Genomic DNA, 14,633 nt, shown 5'->3' with positions numbered 1-14,633 from the left:
GACCGCCACCGCGATGCACTCGTGCGGAGGTAGAGGTGGCGGCGGCGGCGTGATTAGCGTCGAGGGTCCGGTCGAGCTGGTCTCCAGGTCGGCGCAGCGCGACACGGACGAGGAGGGGCGATGACGCCCACTCGCTTGCACGGACGACTGCTGAGCCTGTTCGCCGCGGTGATCGCGGGCGCCGCGGTCCTGCTCGTGCCACCGGCCCCCGTGCCGGCCACGGCCGCTCCCGGCAGCGCGGCCCTCACCCCGCCACTGGGCTTCAACACCTGGAACACGTTCGGCTGCGCCATCGACGAGACGCTCGTCCGCCAGGCCGCCGACGCGATGGTGTCCTCCGGGATGCGGGCTGCCGGCTACCGGTACGTGGTGGTCGACGACTGCTGGTTCGACCCGCAGCGCGACGCGGAGGGGAACCTGCGGGGCGACCCGGTCCGGTTCCCCAGCGGCATGAAGGCGCTGGCCGACCACGTCCACAGCAGAGGGCTGAAGTTCGGTCTCTACCAGGTGCCGACCGACCGGACCTGCGCGCAGCGGACCGGGACCTATCCCGGCTCCACCGGCAGCGCGGGCCACGAGGTGCAGGACGCGCGGCAGTTCGCGGCGTGGGGCGTGGACTACCTGAAGTACGACTGGTGCTCCCCGGAGGGCAGCCGCGACGAGCAGGTGGCCCGCTTCTCGCTGATGCGCGACGCCCTGCGCGCCACCGGACGGCCCGTCGTCTACAGCATCAACCCCAACAGCTACCACGCGGTCACCGGCGACGAGTACCACTGGGGCGAGGTCGCCGACCTGTGGCGGACCACGGAGGACCTGCTCGACATCTGGCAGAACGACCACGTCAACAGCTACCCGATGGGCGTGGGCAACGTCGTGGACGTCACCGTCCCGCTGGCCGCGCAGAACGGCCCCGGCAACTGGAACGACCCGGACATGCTGGTCGTGGGCCGTCCGGGACTGTCGCTGACGGAGTCCCGCTCGCACTTCGCGCTGTGGGCGCTGATGGCCGCGCCGCTCATGGCGGGCAACGACATCCGCACCATGTCCGCCGAGGTCAGCGAGATCCTGCGCAACCCGCGCCTGCTCGCGGTCAACCAGGACCCGCTCGGCGCGGGCGGGCGGCGGGTGCGCGACGACGGCGACGTCGAGGTGTTCGCCAAGCCCCTGAGCGGCGGCTCGGTGGCGGTCGGCCTGTTCAACCGGGGAGGCGACACCACGACCGTCACCACCACGGCGGAGCAGGTGGGCCTGACCGGGAGCGCGTTCGCGCTGACCGACCTGTGGACCGGCGAGACCTCCCGCACGTCGGGGCAGATCTCCGCGAGCGTCCCCGCGCACGGCGTCACGGCGTTCCGGGTCAGCGGTGGACGCACCACGCCCAGCAGCACCTCCGTGCTGCGCGGCGTCGGTTCCAACCTGTGCGCCGACGTCGACGACTTCTCCACCGCTCCGGGCACGACCACGCTGTTCTGGGACTGCCACGGCGCCGCCAACCAGCTGTGGACCAGGTGGAGCAACGGGGAGGTCCGCGTCTTCGGCTCCCTGTGCCTGGACGCCGTCGACCGGGGCACGGCAGAAGGCACCAGGGTGGTCACCTGGACCTGCAACGGTCAGGACAACCAGCGGTGGACGTTCGCCGCGAACGGCAGCATCCGCGGCGTCCACTCCGGACTGTGCCTGGACGGGACGGGGGCCGTCGGCGAGACGCCCCTGCTGCTGCGGACCTGCAACGGCGGCGTGGACCAGCGCTGGACGCGGCGGTGAGCCCGCTGTCCGCCCGATCCGCCGCGGACAGCGGAAAAAACCGGTCCCCGCATCGCTTGACGACCGGTGCCGGGGTGCACGACCCTCGGTGAGAGCGCTCTCCCACCCTCCCCGTCGACAACGCCGTCGATCCCCGTCGCGGTCCTCGGCGGCGTCGGCTCCTGCTCTCGCTCTGCCAGGAGTCGCCATGCCCGCCACGTCCCCCGTCCGCCACGCCTCCCGCCCCCGACCGCCCCTGCGGCCGGTGATCGGCCTCGTCCTCCTCGCACTGCTCGCCACCTGTCTCACGGCCACGGCCGGGCCCGCCTCCGCGGCCGGAACGCTGCTGTCGCAGGGCAGGCCGACGAGCGCCTCGTCGGTCGAGAACGCCGGGACGCCCGCGTCCGCCGCCACGGACGGCGACACCGGCACCCGCTGGTCCAGCCGGTTCGACGATCCGCAGTGGTTGCAGGTCGACCTCGGCGCCACCGCCGACGTCGACCGCGTGGTCCTGGACTGGGAGTCCGCTCACGCCACGAGCTTCCAGCTCCAGACCTCGGCCGACGCGGCGACCTGGACGACCGTCCACACCACCACCGGCGGCACCGGCGGCACGCAGACCGTCGCCGTGACCGGATCGGGCCGCTACGTCCGCGTGCTCGGCACGGCCCGCGCCACCGGCTACGGCTACTCCCTGTGGGAGTTCCGGGTGTTCGGCACGCCGCGGACCACCGATCCGGGCACCACCGCGCCGATCTCGCGGTTCAAGCAGGTGACCGCCTCCTCGTGGGAGGGCGGCAACGCACCGGCCGCGGCGCTGGACGGCCGGGCGAACACCCGCTGGTCCAGCCGGTTCGGCAGCGACCAGGAGTGGCTGCGGATCGACCTCGGCGCCACGGCGACGCTCACCGGGGTCGTGCTGGCCTGGGAGGCCGCCCACGCCACCGGCTACCGCGTCGAGGTGTCCGCGGACGGCACCTCCTGGACCACCGTGCACTCCACCACGACCGGCACCGGCGGCACCGAGCGGCTCGCGGTCAGCGGCACCGGACGGTACGTGCGGCTGCACGGCACGGCCCGCGCCACCGGGTACGGCTACTCCCTGTGGGAGGTGGAGGTCCTCGGCACCCTCGACACCGCCGCCACCACGCCGCCGCTGCTCTCGCCGCCGACGAGGGCTCCCGCGAACACCGGCGCGTTCGCGCTGACCGCACCGGCCGACGGCGCGCTGATCACCGCCACCCGCCGGCCCACCCTCTCCTGGGCCGGTGTCGCCGGGACCACCCGCTACCAGGTGTGGATCAACGTCAGCCGCACCGACTACGACTTCACCGCCTCCGGCAACCTGCTCGACCTGCACACGAAGGTCGCCGAACCGACCGGCACCAGCTACACGCCGACGTGGGACATCACCGACCGCTGGACCTACCGGTGGTTCGTCGTCGCCGCGGACGGCCCGAACGCGGGCCGTGCCTCCGCGATCCGGACCTTCGGCCTCTACCTGCCGACCCTGGAGACGGTGGACGACGGCGTCGGGGTCGTCGGCGGCAGCCGCGACCTCAACCGCAACGGCGCGATCGAGCCCTACGAGGACTGGCGCCGCCCCGTGCAGGCGCGGGTGGACGACCTCCTCGGTCGCATGACGACCGAGGAGAAGGCGTACCAGATGTTCTACAACGCCCAGGTCTTCCCGAGGTCGGGCTGGCACTTCGGGCCCGCCGAGGCGCAGGACCTGCACGCCGTGCTGCTCGCGTCGTCCGGGACGCGGCTGGGCGTCCCGCCGGTGTCCGCGGGCGACACCGTCAGCGGCTACAAGACGACCTACCCGACGCAGAGCGCGCTCGCCGCGGCCAAGAACTACCCGCTGGACCACAGGCTGGGCGACGTGCAGCGCCGGGAGCAGCTGGAGGTCGGTACCCGCGGTGTGCTCGGTCCGCTCGCCGAGGTCGGCACCAAGGTGCTCTACCCGCGCATCCAGGAGGGCAACGGCGAGAACGCCGACGTGGCCGCCGCCCAGGTCAGGGCGCTCGTCTCGGGTCTTCAGGGCGGTCCCGAGCTGAACCCGTCGTCCGTGCTGGCCACGGTGAAGCACTGGCCGGGCGAGGGCGCGGGCGGGGAGGCGCTCATCGTCCACGACGAGGTGACGATCAAGTACCACATGATCCCGTTCCGGGCCGCGATGGAGGCCGGCGCGGTCAACATCATGCCGGGCTACGCGGGCAGCTCCCTGCTCGACCCCGGCGGTCCCGGTGCGGGCGACAGCGCCAAGATCCTCGCCTACCTGCGGCAGAACCTGGGCTTCACCGGGCTGATCACGACGGACTGGCTGCCCACCGGCTCGTGGATCGGGGCGGCCAGAGCCGGTTCCGACGTGATGGGCGGCGCCGATCCCGGTGCGGCCGGGTTCAGCGTCGCGGACTTCACCGCCGCCGTGCCCGCCGCGCGCATCGACGACGCCGTGCGCCGGGTGCTGCGGCTGAAGTTCCAGCTGGGGATCTTCGAGAACCCCTACGGCGACCCGGTCAACGGGCCGTACCGCTTCCACACGCCCGAGTACGCGGCGCTGGCCAACCAGGCGTCCCGCGAGGCCCTGACCCTGCTGAAGAACACCGGCGCGCTGCCGGTGCGGCTGCCCGCGGGCAGCGACGTCGTGGTGGCGGGGCAGCGCGCCACCGACACCGGCGCCTGCTGCGTGTGGACCAGCTTCTTCCACCAGGAGTACGGCTCGCTCAGCGTGCTGGACGCGATCAGGGCCCGCGCGGCGCGGGCGGGCGTGACCGTGCACCAGGACGACGCGCCGACACCGGAACTGGCCGTCGTGGTGGCGGGAGAACCCTCCTACACGCACGCGACGAGCTGGGTGAAGGAGCAGCCCCACCTGCCGCCGGACCAGCTCGGGCTGATCCGGGACTTCCAGCGGCGGGGGATACCCGTGGTGGTGGTGCTCGTGATGCCGCGCCCGTACGTCATCACCGAGTGGCACGACCTGGCCAGCGCGGTCCTGCTCACCTACCGCGGCGGCGAGGAGATGGGACCGGCCGTGGCGAGCCTGCTCTTCGGCGACCACGCGCCGAGCGGGAAGCTGCCCTGGCAGCTGCCGCGCTCGCTGTCCGACGTGCTGCGCCCCGGCGGCACGGACGTCCCGGCCGACGCGACGGAGCACTGGGACCTGCCCTACGACCTCGGCGCCACCCCGGCCGAACGCGCCGAGATCCGGGCGAGGATCGACGCCGGGCAGAGCGTGCCCAGCACCTACGGCACCCCGCTCTACCCGTACGGAGCCGGTCTGATCGGCTGGTGAGACCGCCGCTCCGGCCGCCGGACCCGGCGGCCGGAGCGGCGGTTCCTCAGTCCCGGTGCGCGTCGCGCCGGTAGGAGTGGACGACGAGCCCCCGGCAGTCGGCCACCCGGTCGTACAGCTCGCGGGCGGGGGAGTCCTCCAGCGCGTTCCAGTACAGGCGCGGAAAACCGTGCTCCTCGGCGTCCCGCGCCACCCGCTCGATCATCGCCGTCGCCACACCGCGCCGCCGGGCTTCCGGGACCACGAACAGGTCCGCCAGGTAGCACCTGTCGTCCGACCAGACACCGGCGTGGAAGACGTGGTGCGCGACGGCGACCACCCGGCCGTCCAGCCGCGCGAGGATTCCGCGCACCGGCCCGTCGTCGAGCAGGCGTCGCCAGGTCCGCTCGTAGCCGTCGTCGTCGACCTCCTCGCCGAAGTGCCCGTGGTGGCCTCGGGCCAGCACCTCCCGGTCGGCGCGGTCGGACTCGGTCAGAACGCTCGTCTCGATCACGAGGCTCATCGTGTCGCACGGCGGAACCGAGGGCCCGTTGCCGCCTTAAGACCAGGTGCCTATAGTCCTAGGCAGCTAGTTAAATGGAGGAAGTCGTGATCGAGTTCCACTTGGACGCGGGGTCGGGCCTGTCGCCCTACCAGCAGCTCGTCCAACAGGTGCGCCACGCGCTGCGGCTCGGCCTGCTGCGCGAGGGCGACCAGCTGCCGAAGGTCAAGGACGTCGTCGCGCAGCTGGCCATCAACCCCAACACGGTGCTCAAGGCCTACCGCGAGCTGGAGCACACGGGTCTCGTCGCAGCCCGTCCCGGCGTCGGCACCTTCGTCGCGCAGACCCTGCCCGCCGTGGCGCCGGGAGTGCTCGGTCCGCTGAGCCGGGACCTGCGCCGCTGGGTCGCGAGGGCCCGGCTCGCCGGGCTGGACGACGAGAGCGTCGAAGCGCTCTTCGCGAACACCGTGCGGACCACGGCGACGGAGGACACGGCGTGAACACCATGCTGCGAGCCCGAGGACTGGGCAAGAGGTACCGGCAGCGCTGGGCCCTGTCCGACTGCGCGCTGGAGATCCCGGCGGGCCGCGTCGTCGGCCTGGTCGGCCCCAACGGCGCGGGCAAGTCCACCCTGCTCGGCCTGGCCGCGGGCATGACCACTCCCACCGCGGGGGAGATCGAGGTGTGCGGCGGACGGCCCGGCAGCGGCCCCGCCCAACTGGCCAAGGTCGGGTTCGTCGCCCAGGACACCCCCACCTACGCGGGGCTGACCGTCGCCGAGCACCTGCGCCTGGGCGCCCGGCTCAACCCCGGCTGGGACGCCGACCTCGCGCGCGAGCGGATCGACCACCTCGGCCTCGACCCGGTGCAGCGGGCCGGGCGGCTCTCCGGCGGGCAGCGGGCCCAGCTCGCCCTCACCCTCGGCATCGCCAAGCGTCCCGAGGTCCTGCTGCTCGACGAGCCGGTCGCCGCCCTCGACCCGCTGGCCCGGCGCGGGTTCCTCCAGGACCTGATGGAGACCGTCGCCGAGCACGGGGTCGGCGTCGTCCTCTCCTCGCACCTGATCACCGACGTCGAACGGGTCTGCGACCACCTCGTCACCCTCGTCGGCTCCCGCGTGGTGCTCGCCGGGGAGATCGACGACCTGCTCGCCACCCACCGCAGACTCACCGGACCCCGGCGCGACCCGTCGACGCTGCCCGCCGATCAGCACGTCGTCGCCGCGAGCCACACCGACCGGCAGACCACGCTGCTCGTGCGCACCGGGTCACCGATCATCGACCCCGCCTGGACCGTGAGCGAGGTCGGGCTCGAGGACCTCGTCCTCGCCTACCTGGACTCGCCCGCCACCGCGACGCCCCGCCCCGCCCTGGAGGTCCTCCGGTGACCTGGTTGACGCTGCGCCAGTTCCGCCTGTCCGCTCTCGCCGTGTCCGCCCTGCTCGCCGTCGTCGCCGCCGCGCTGCTGGCCGCGGGCAGACCGGTCGTCACGGTCGGGGGTCCGGGACTGACCCCCGACGACAGCACCCACTACTACCTCGGCCTGGTCGTCCTGCACGTGTTCCCCGCGATCATCGGCGCGTTCTGGGGCGCACCGCTGATCAGCCGGGAGGTGGAGAGCGGCACGCACCGGCTGGTGTGGAACCAGGGCGTCACCCGGACCCGCTGGCTGCTCGCCAAGGCGGGGTTGATCGCCCTGGCCGTGGTGGTCGTCACCGGTCTGCTCAGCCTGCTCGTCTCGTGGTGGGCGAGTCCCGTCGACGCGATCGCGACCGAGAACGGCCCCGCCGCCCTGCGGATCGAGCCGATGATCTTCGGTGCTCGCGGCGTCGTGCCCGTCGCCCACGCCGTCTTCGCCTTCGCCCTGGGGGTGTCCGCGAGCGTCCTGCTGCGCCGCACGGTCCCGGCCATGGCGGTGACGCTCGTGCTCTTCACCGTCTTCCAGGTCGCGGCGCTGAACCTGGTCCGTCCGGAGCTGCTCCCGCCGGAGCAGCAGATCCAGCAGATCTCTGCCGACGACACGATCCTCTACATCAACGGTGGCGGCGAGTCGTTCGAACTCCACACGTCGGTCCCCGAGCACTCCTGGGTGCTGGCGCAGCAGACCGTGGACCGGAACGGCAACCCCGTCGCCGCTCCCGCCTGGTTCTTCGAGTGCCTGTTCCCCGGCGGCCTGGACAGCGCCGCGTCTGCGGGAGGGGTGGGCACTCGCGAGGCGCGGGACGCCTGCTTCGGCCGCCTGGTCGCCGAGGGCTACCAGCAGCGCGTCGTCCACCAGCCGGACAGCCGGTTCTGGACTCTCCAGTGGACCGAGACCGCCCTCTACTTGGCCCTGGCCGGGTTGCTGACGTGGTTCACCCTGCGCCGGACCCGGCGCATCAGCTGAACCGCGTCGCCCACGAGGTTCCCGGTGCGCTCGCGCACCGGGAACCTCGCCGGTCACTCCGCGCGGGACGTGCTCGTCACGCCGAGCACAGCGCGAGGGGGCACGACTCCACCTCGACGTCGTCGACGACCGGGCCCCACGCGTTCGACGGCGAGGTGCTGGCGAACCGCAGGGTGATCGACGTGCTGGTCGAGAAGAACACCGTGTGCAGCCGCACGTACCCCATGTCCGTGCGGGACCTGCCCGTCGTGTCGAAGGAGAAGTCCCGCATCACGACGCCGTTGACCAGGAGCTGACCGGTCTTCACCGACGGCGCGTCGCCGGGGTTGCCGGCGAGGGAGAAGCTCACCCGGTGCACGGCCAGCGGTGGCGACGAGAACGTCTGCTCGATCGCGCCGCTGGTCACCCCGTTGAGGTCGATCGACTGGACGCCGCGCGCGGCCTGCCAGTACCCGGCACCGAGCTGGTCGACGGTGCCGCCGACCACCGTCCACGGACCGGCGTGCTGACCGGTCGAGTACGTGACGAGCCGTCCCGGGGCGACGACGGGCGTCTCGAAGTCGCCGTCGAAGGCCTGGACGGCGCTCGCCGGAGCCGCCGTCGCCACCACGAGGGCGGCCGCCGCCACACCGGCGAGCGCGCGTGCCACCCGGCGTCGAAGTTCTCCTCGCACGACTGCTCCGTTCGTCGTAGACCTTGTCGGTGAACAGAGCATCGCGCACCTCGCGCCGACGGTGGTAGAGCCTGAAAGGCTGAGTCGCGTTCTGTTGCACGGCAACGGTTCTTGCGCGCGTTACGAGTGAGAAGTGCACACGATCGTGTTTCAGCGGCCCTGTCCGCGAGACGTGCCGACGGGCCTGCGCGCGCGGCGTTCGCTACGGTCTGCGCCCATGACCGGCCCACCGTCCGCAGGAGACGGGGAACCGGCGGGGGCGTCCGAGCCCGACTACCGGTTCACCCTCGCCAACGAGCGCACCTACCTCGCGTGGATCCGCAGCGCGCTCGCCCTGCTGGCGGGCGGCGCCGCCATCACCCAGCTCCTGCCCGAGCTGGGGCCGCGGCCGCTGCGGCTCGCGCTGGGGCTGGGACTGGTGTGCTTCGCCCTCGTCCTGAGCGCGGCCGCCTACCGCAGGTGGATCGCGGTGGACGAGGCGATCCGCGCGGGGCGGCCGCTGCCGCGCAGCCGCCTGCCGCTGCTGCTGCTCGCGGTGGTGGGCACGGCGATCGGGGTGACCCTGGTGCTGATCCTGCTCGGTCCGTGACGCGCAAAAACCGGTGGTTCCCCGCTTGCACGGGGACTGGCGTCCGTCCGGTGGAGCGGGAGATCACGTGGCGCCGGCTGACCGAGGCGGACTTCCCGCTGCTGCGGCGGTGGCTGGAGCAGCCGCACGTGGCGCGCTGGCGTCCCGGTCGGCCTGGTCCAGCGCTACCGGTACGCCGACTACCCCGAGCACCTCGCCGAACTCGCGCCGGTCCTGGCGATCGAGCCGGACGCCGTGAGCATCGACTACCTCGTCGGTGATCCGGAGCTCGTCGGGCACGGCCCGGGCACGCGGATCGTCCGCGCGGTCGTCGAGGCCACCTGGACCGACCACCCCGCGGCGCCGGCCGTGGTGGTCGCGGTGTCGGCGGCCAGCCGCGCGTCCTGGCGGGCGCTGGAGAAGGCCGGTCTGCGGCGGGTCGCCGAGGGCGAGCTGACACCGGACAACCCCGTGGACGACCGGGAGCACGTCGTCCACCGCGCCGACCGGCCCGGTCACCGCCCGCCGGAGTGCGCGCGGTAGGCGCGGGCGACCCGGCCCAGGAACGCGGTGTCGCTGTCGAGGTCGTCGCCACCCGCGACGCGGATCTCCGGCTCGGCGGGCGGCGTGCCCAGCGCCCGCGCGCGCAGCGCGGCGGCGACGGTGGCCGCCTCGACCTCCGCCTCCAGCCGCTGACCGCGCAGCCCCGCCCCGGCCGCGCGGGCGCGGGCGGCGTCCGCGACCCCGGCGTCCCGGTACGGCTGGAGCGCCAGCAGGCCGTCCCGGATCTCGATCACCCGCCGGTACAGCCGCAGCCGCAGGTCGCGCAGCGCCAGCAGGTCCGCGACGGCGGGCGGGTCGAGCGCGATGGCGGGGTCCGCGCGGTAGAGGGCGTGCCACAGCGGGCGCAACTGCCGGTAGAGGCGGTACCGCTGCGACCAGTGCAGCAGGGCGGGCGTCACCGTGCCCAGCAGGACCAGCAGGTGGGCGGTGACCGGCAGCACCTTGCCGACGAGGGCCGTCTGCCCCAGCGGGTGGGGGAAGTCGAAGCGGGCGGACGCCGTCAGGACGGCCTTGTGCACCAGGTAGACCAGTGCGCCCGTCGTGCCGACGGCCACCAGGCGCAGTCCCGCGCGGAGGGCGGGATCGCTCGCGGCGCGGGCGTAGCGCAGGCCGAGCCGGACCACGTTGCCGAAGGCGGGTGCCTGCCCCGCGGCGTAGACCACGCAGTACTCCAGGACCCACGGCGACTGGGGGCGCAGGTCCGGTGCGAGGGCGAAGAGCAGGCACAGCACCGAGAAGGCCCCCGCGACCCACCGGGCGTGCCACCGCGGCCCGCGCGGCAGCCCGGTCAGCCGGGCCAGGAACTCCTGCGCGGCCCACGCGACGAACAGCATGCCGCCGTGCCCGATCAGCCGCCCCAGGTCGGGATCCCCGGTGAGCCGTCCGATCGCCGCGTACACCGCCGGGACGAGGGCCGTCAGCGACACGGCGAGCCCCAGCAGCACCCACCTCACGCAGCGGCGCGCGCCGTCCTCGCTCCGCCGGCGGGTCAGGAACAGCGCCCAGGCCAGGACCGGCGGTCCCCACTGGCGCAGCAGCTCACCCACGGCCGTCGTCGTCCAGCGCCGCGCGCAGGCGGTCGGTCAGCGTGCTGCCGGCGTGGGTCGGGGGCACGCGCTGCCGGATCAGCGAGGCCAGCACCTCGGCCTCCCGCTCCTCGGCGGTGGAGTAGCCGGTGCGGCCCAGGACCCGCCGGACCATCGCGGGGTCCAGGTCGGGCAGCAGCAGCCGGGTCCGCACGTCGATCGGCAGCGAGGCCGGGTGGTGGTCGCACAGCAGGTGGCTGAGCTCGTGCAGGACGATGTGCTCCTGGTGCGGGGGAGTGGTGTCGCGCTCGTAGCAGATCGTGTCCGCGGTGTCGGTGGCGATCCACAGGCCGCACACCCCCGTCAGCCCGGCCATCGGCAGCAGCCGGATCGGCCGTCCGCGCCGTGCGGCGACCTGCTCGCACAGCGCGCGGGCGTCGAAGGGTACCGGCACCGGCAGTTCCCGCAGCAGAGCGGCGTGCCGCCTGCGCAGGTGCTTCCGGTCCGGTCCGGTCATCGCGAGGCGTCCGGCGGCGGCGTCGGGCGGGGCAGGCCCTCCAGCTCGCGCACCCGGTCGACCATCTCCGCGATGGCCTCCAGGCTCTTGGCGGACAGCCCGTTGGCGCGCAGGGCGATCTGCCGGACGGGAGCGTCGCGCAACGCGGTGAGCAGTGCCAGCTCGGCGTCGATGCGCTCGGCCTCCGCGTCGTCGAAGAAGTACGCGGGCGGGACGCCGAAGAACCCGGCCAGCGCTTCCAGGTGCCGCTTGGTGGGGTTGTCGCGCAGGCCCTTGCGCAGCTGCCAGAGGTAGGTCGCCGAGATGGTCGGGCCGCCCCTCGCCCGGATGGCCTCGGCGACCTCCTCGAACGTGTGCTCACCGCCCGTGCGCGGGCGCACGGTGCGGAACAGGTGGTCCACCTTCGCGGCGAGGGCCCCGTCACCGGCGTTCTCGGGCATGGCACGAGAGTAACCGTTCACCAGCTCAGGTGAACACCGATGGTGTCACCCCTTTGTGTCAGTTGACGAGATCTTCAGCTGAGCTTACGGTGATGGAGGCCTCATCAACTGTGGTGAAGAGGCCGGGGGGTGAACGGAATCGGCGTGGCCGGGTGCCCGCGGTCCTGGGGGTTCGGGGGCGCGTCCGTTCGGGGAATCGCAGGACCACAACAGGGAGGACGAGGACATGACCACGTTCAGGACGAGGTTCGTGCGCGCGGCGACGGCGGTGGCCGGAGCGGCCGCCCTGGTGCTGGCGGGTGCGACGGCCGCATCGGCTGCGACACCGCGCAACGGGATCTGCGAACCGGGGGAGTTCTGCCTCTACTACCTGGACGACTTCGGGGGATCGCTGTCGGACTTCACCACGTCGATCTCCAACTACGGCGCGTCGCAGCCGAGCTGCTACGACTTCAAGTCGGCCGGCACGGGCCAGGGCCTGTGCGTCAAGAACGACGCCCGATCGGCCTGGAACCGCAGCTCCAGGAGCGTCCGGGTGTACTTCAACAGCAACTACGGCGGCACCTACGACACGTTCGCCCCCGGCACCTCCGGCAACCTCACCAACACCTACGACAACAACGCCTCGCACAAGTTCCTCTGATCGCACGGCGGCGGCGTCTGCGGTCCACAGTGGACCGCGGACGCCGCCGGCGCGTCACGGCCCGGAGGACGCAGCGGGGGCCGACGCCGCGCGGCGCGTGCCCAGGTCGTCGGTCGGCACGCGGTGGGTCTCCCGCGCGGTGGCGACGGCGGCGACGTTCACCAGGCACAGCACGGCGGTGAACGCCGCGACGCCCAGCCAGCTCTCCCGGCCGGTCCCGGCCAGCGCCACCGCGATCGTGGGGGCGAACCCGCCCACGGCGAAGCCGATCTGCGTGCCGATGGCCGTGCCGGACATGCGGACCCTGGCGCTGAACATCTCGCCGTAGAACGAGGGCCACACGCCGTTGACCGCGCTGTAGACCACGCCGAACATCGTGATGCCGATGACGAAGACCAGCGGGTAGTTCTCCGCGGAGATCGCCCACAGGTAGCCGAACATCAGCACCGCGCACCCCAGCGAGCCGCCGATGAACACCGGCTTGCGCCCGATCCGGTCGGCCAGTCCGGCCCACAGCGGGATCGCGACGAGCGCCACGACGTTGGCGAGCACGCCGACCCACAGCATCGGCGTGCGGTCCAGCCCCACGGTGTTCACCCCGTAGGACAGGGCGAAGACGGTGAAGATCGTGCTGACGGAGGCGATGACGGCCGCGACGACGACCCGCAGCACGTCCGCCCAGTGCTCGCGGAACAGCACGGCGACCGGCAGCTCGGCGAGGTCGTCGCGCCCGGCCTCGCGCTGGAAGACCGGCGTCTCCTCCAGCGTGCGGCGGATCAGGAAGCCCGCGACGACGACCACCGCGCTGAGCCAGAACGGCACGCGCCAGCCCCAGCTGAGCAGCTGCTCCTCCGGCAGGGCGGCGACGGGCAGGAAGATCGCGGTGGCGAGGATCTGCCCGGCCTGCGTGCCGCTGAGGGTGAAGCTGGTGTAGTGGGCGCGCCGCTCGTCCGGGGCGTGCTCCAGCGTCATGGAGTTGGCGCCGGCCTGCTCGCCGCCCGCCGAGAGGCCCTGGAGCAGGCGCATCGTCACGAGCAGCACCGGCGCGAGCACGCCGATGTCGTCGTAGGTGGGCAGGCAGCCCACCAGGAAGGTGGCCGCGCCCATGAGCAGCAGCGTGGACACCAGGACCTTCTTGCGTCCCACCCGGTCTCCGACGTGGCCCAGGACGAGGGCGCCGAGCGGGCGGGCGAGGTAGCCGACGCCGAAGGTGGCCAGTGCGAGCAGCGTGCCGGTGGCCGGGTCCGAGGCGGGGAAGAAGATCTTGCCGAAGACCAGGGCGGCTGCCGTGCCGTAGATGAAGAAGTCGTAGTACTCCAGTGCGCTGCCGATCCAGGCGGCCACCGCCGCCCTGCGCGGCTGAGCCTGCGGTACGGGACCTGCCGGGGGAGTGGGCACGGTGTGCTCCTCTGCGAATTGCGCCGGTGCAAGACGGGGGGCGATCGGCATGCCGGGAGGGGTGCGGGCGTGCGGGAACGGCCGGACGCGGAGGTCGTCCGGGTCCGGGAGCAGTCGCGTGCGCCGGGAGGTGTCGCCCGCCGCTAATGTACTAGTTGGTTACGTACCAGATGGTGAGTTGAGTCGCCCGTCGCTGTCAAGGGCGTGTTGCGGCACGCGGTCAGCGGGCGGTCAGGTACGCCACGACCGCGTCGCCGAGCATCCGGCGGTGGTGCTCGCGCCGACCGGGGTCCAGCATGTCCCGCTCGAAGATCGCCCGGAACGTGTACCGGTTCGCGACCCGGAAGACGCAGAACGCGCTGATGGCCATGTGCACGTCGAGCGCGTCGACGTCCTGGCGGAACACGCCGTCCGCGCGGCCCCGCTCCAGGATGCGGGCCAGCACGTCGAGAGCGGGGTTGGCCAGGTTCGCCAGCGTCGCGGACGTGGCGATGTGCTCGGCGCGGTGGATGTTCTCGATGCTCACCAGGCGCACGAAGTCCGGGTGCGACTCGTGGTGGTCGAAGGTCAGCTCGGCGAGGCCGCGGATCGCCTCGACCGGGGCGAGGTGCTCGACGTCCAGCTCCTGCTCGACCGCGCGGATCACCGAGTAGGCCCGCTCCAGCACGGCGACGTAGAGCTGCTCCTTGCCGCCGAAGTAGTAGTAGATCATCCGCTTGGTGGTGCTCGTCTTCGCGGCGATCTCGTCCACCCGCGCACCGGTGTAGCCCTGGTCGGCGAACTCGCGGGTCGCCACGTCGAGGATCTCGGCGCGGGTCCGCTCCGCGTCGCGCTGCCTGTCCTGGCCCTCGGCACGGGGTGCTGCCACGTCGGGTCCTCTCGCGTCGGAACACCC

15 protein-coding genes are annotated in these 14,633 nt (G+C 72.9%); 8 read left to right on the top strand and 7 right to left on the bottom strand.

Annotated features, from left to right (window positions below; all coding sequences use genetic code 11):
- Nucleotides 1-120: 120 nt before the first annotated feature.
- Together IMZ35_RS22660 and IMZ35_RS22655 are read left to right on the top strand one after the other, a co-directional pair.
- Nucleotides 121-1,764 carry a glycoside hydrolase family 27 protein gene (locus tag IMZ35_RS22660; RefSeq protein ID WP_199443154.1) on the top strand — a complete coding sequence of 548 codons (1,644 nt, stop codon included), beginning with the start codon at nt 121-123 and terminating at the stop codon, nt 1,762-1,764.
- A gap of 187 nt (nt 1,765-1,951) precedes the next feature.
- Nucleotides 1,952-5,044 (top strand): discoidin domain-containing protein, encoded by a 3,093-nt coding sequence (locus IMZ35_RS22655; RefSeq protein ID WP_199443153.1) that lies wholly within the window; start codon nt 1,952-1,954, stop codon nt 5,042-5,044.
- Nucleotides 5,045-5,090: 46 nt separating this feature from the next.
- On the opposite strand, the gene IMZ35_RS22650 is transcribed toward IMZ35_RS22655, so the two are convergent.
- Nucleotides 5,091-5,546: a GNAT family N-acetyltransferase gene (locus IMZ35_RS22650; protein ID WP_199443152.1), complete on the bottom strand. Its 456-nt coding sequence runs from the start codon at nt 5,544-5,546 to the stop codon at nt 5,091-5,093.
- 86 nt (nt 5,547-5,632) lie between these two features.
- Between IMZ35_RS22650 and IMZ35_RS22645 the strand changes: the two genes are divergently transcribed.
- From IMZ35_RS22645 to IMZ35_RS22635, 3 genes are read left to right on the top strand one after another with little or no spacing between them, the layout of a single operon-like run.
- The gene (locus IMZ35_RS22645; RefSeq protein ID WP_307868612.1) at nt 5,633-6,025 is read left to right on the top strand and encodes a GntR family transcriptional regulator; all 393 of its coding nucleotides are present in this window, start codon (nt 5,633-5,635) and stop codon (nt 6,023-6,025) included.
- 5 nt (nt 6,026-6,030) lie between these two features.
- Complete coding sequence (locus IMZ35_RS22640; protein ID WP_199443209.1) at nt 6,031-6,912, top strand: ABC transporter ATP-binding protein; 882 nt, start codon at nt 6,031-6,033, stop codon at nt 6,910-6,912.
- Nucleotides 6,909-7,910: an ABC-2 membrane transporter-related protein gene (locus IMZ35_RS22635; protein WP_199443150.1), complete on the top strand. Its 1,002-nt coding sequence runs from the start codon at nt 6,909-6,911 to the stop codon at nt 7,908-7,910. Before IMZ35_RS22640 ends, IMZ35_RS22635 begins: the two co-directional genes overlap by 4 nt.
- A 76-nt stretch (nt 7,911-7,986) precedes the next feature.
- Here IMZ35_RS22635 and IMZ35_RS22630 read toward each other — a convergent pair whose 3' ends face one another.
- Nucleotides 7,987-8,559, bottom strand: coding sequence for a choice-of-anchor C family protein (locus IMZ35_RS22630; RefSeq protein ID WP_199443149.1), 573 nt, complete (start codon nt 8,557-8,559; stop codon nt 7,987-7,989).
- A 241-nt stretch (nt 8,560-8,800) separates the two neighbouring features.
- On the opposite strand from IMZ35_RS22630, the gene IMZ35_RS22625 reads away from it, so the two are divergent.
- Entirely contained in the window at nt 8,801-9,172 is a 372-nt protein-coding gene (locus IMZ35_RS22625; protein WP_199443148.1) for a YidH family protein, read from the top strand.
- 153 nt (nt 9,173-9,325) lie between these two features.
- Nucleotides 9,326-9,694, top strand: a complete 369-nt coding sequence (locus IMZ35_RS22620) for a GNAT family N-acetyltransferase (RefSeq protein ID WP_199443208.1) — start codon at nt 9,326-9,328, stop codon at nt 9,692-9,694.
- On the opposite strand, the gene IMZ35_RS22615 is transcribed toward IMZ35_RS22620, so the two are convergent.
- From IMZ35_RS22615 to IMZ35_RS22605, 3 genes are read right to left on the bottom strand one after another with little or no spacing between them, the layout of a single operon-like run.
- The gene (locus IMZ35_RS22615) at nt 9,667-10,761 is read right to left on the bottom strand and encodes an MAB_1171c family putative transporter (protein WP_199443147.1); all 1,095 of its coding nucleotides are present in this window, start codon (nt 10,759-10,761) and stop codon (nt 9,667-9,669) included. The two genes, IMZ35_RS22620 and IMZ35_RS22615, sit on opposite strands and share 28 nt — an antisense overlap.
- A complete protein-coding gene (locus IMZ35_RS22610; protein WP_199443146.1) occupies nt 10,754-11,257 on the bottom strand; it encodes a hypothetical protein in 504 nt (167 codons plus the stop codon). Before IMZ35_RS22610 ends, IMZ35_RS22615 begins: the two co-directional genes overlap by 8 nt.
- A complete protein-coding gene (locus tag IMZ35_RS22605) occupies nt 11,254-11,697 on the bottom strand; it encodes a helix-turn-helix domain-containing protein (protein ID WP_199443145.1) in 444 nt (147 codons plus the stop codon). The genes IMZ35_RS22610 and IMZ35_RS22605 overlap by 4 nt, the downstream gene beginning before the upstream one ends.
- 226 nt (nt 11,698-11,923) lie before the next feature.
- Here IMZ35_RS22605 and IMZ35_RS22600 point away from each other — a divergent pair, with 226 nt between their 5' ends.
- Nucleotides 11,924-12,340: a peptidase inhibitor family I36 protein gene (locus tag IMZ35_RS22600; RefSeq protein WP_199443144.1), complete on the top strand. Its 417-nt coding sequence runs from the start codon at nt 11,924-11,926 to the stop codon at nt 12,338-12,340.
- A gap of 54 nt (nt 12,341-12,394) precedes the next feature.
- Here the strand turns inward: IMZ35_RS22600 and IMZ35_RS22595 are convergent, their stop codons facing one another.
- Together IMZ35_RS22595 and IMZ35_RS22590 are read right to left on the bottom strand one after the other, a co-directional pair.
- On the bottom strand, nt 12,395-13,738 hold the full coding sequence (locus IMZ35_RS22595; RefSeq protein ID WP_307868610.1) for an MFS transporter: 1,344 nt from the start codon (nt 13,736-13,738) through the stop codon (nt 12,395-12,397).
- Nucleotides 13,739-13,958: 220 nt separating this feature from the next.
- Nucleotides 13,959-14,606: a TetR/AcrR family transcriptional regulator gene (locus tag IMZ35_RS22590; protein WP_199443142.1), complete on the bottom strand. Its 648-nt coding sequence runs from the start codon at nt 14,604-14,606 to the stop codon at nt 13,959-13,961.
- Between the last annotated feature and the right edge of the window lie 27 nt (nt 14,607-14,633).

The sequence above is a fragment of the Umezawaea beigongshangensis genome (genome assembly GCF_016464305.1).
Lineage (GTDB): Bacteria > Actinomycetota > Actinomycetes > Mycobacteriales > Pseudonocardiaceae > Umezawaea_A > Umezawaea_A beigongshangensis.
Note: the sequence above shows the minus strand (reverse complement) of the source record. Positions and strands in the feature narration are given on the sequence as shown.

What these genes read in the sequence shown, in the direction of transcription:
- IMZ35_RS22660 (WP_199443154.1), top strand. Translation starts at nt 121, where the DNA reads ATGACGCCCACTCGCTTGCACGGACGACTGCTGAGCCTGTTCGCCGCG.
- IMZ35_RS22655 (WP_199443153.1), top strand. Translation starts at nt 1,952, where the DNA reads ATGCCCGCCACGTCCCCCGTCCGCCACGCCTCCCGCCCCCGACCGCCC.
- IMZ35_RS22650 (WP_199443152.1), bottom strand. Translation starts at nt 5,546, where the DNA reads ATGAGCCTCGTGATCGAGACGAGCGTTCTGACCGAGTCCGACCGCGCC.
- IMZ35_RS22640 (WP_199443209.1), top strand. Translation starts at nt 6,031, where the DNA reads ATGCTGCGAGCCCGAGGACTGGGCAAGAGGTACCGGCAGCGCTGGGCC.
- IMZ35_RS22625 (WP_199443148.1), top strand. Translation starts at nt 8,801, where the DNA reads ATGACCGGCCCACCGTCCGCAGGAGACGGGGAACCGGCGGGGGCGTCC.
- IMZ35_RS22610 (WP_199443146.1), bottom strand. Translation starts at nt 11,257, where the DNA reads ATGACCGGACCGGACCGGAAGCACCTGCGCAGGCGGCACGCCGCTCTG.
- IMZ35_RS22605 (WP_199443145.1), bottom strand. Translation starts at nt 11,697, where the DNA reads ATGCCCGAGAACGCCGGTGACGGGGCCCTCGCCGCGAAGGTGGACCAC.
- IMZ35_RS22600 (WP_199443144.1), top strand. Translation starts at nt 11,924, where the DNA reads ATGACCACGTTCAGGACGAGGTTCGTGCGCGCGGCGACGGCGGTGGCC.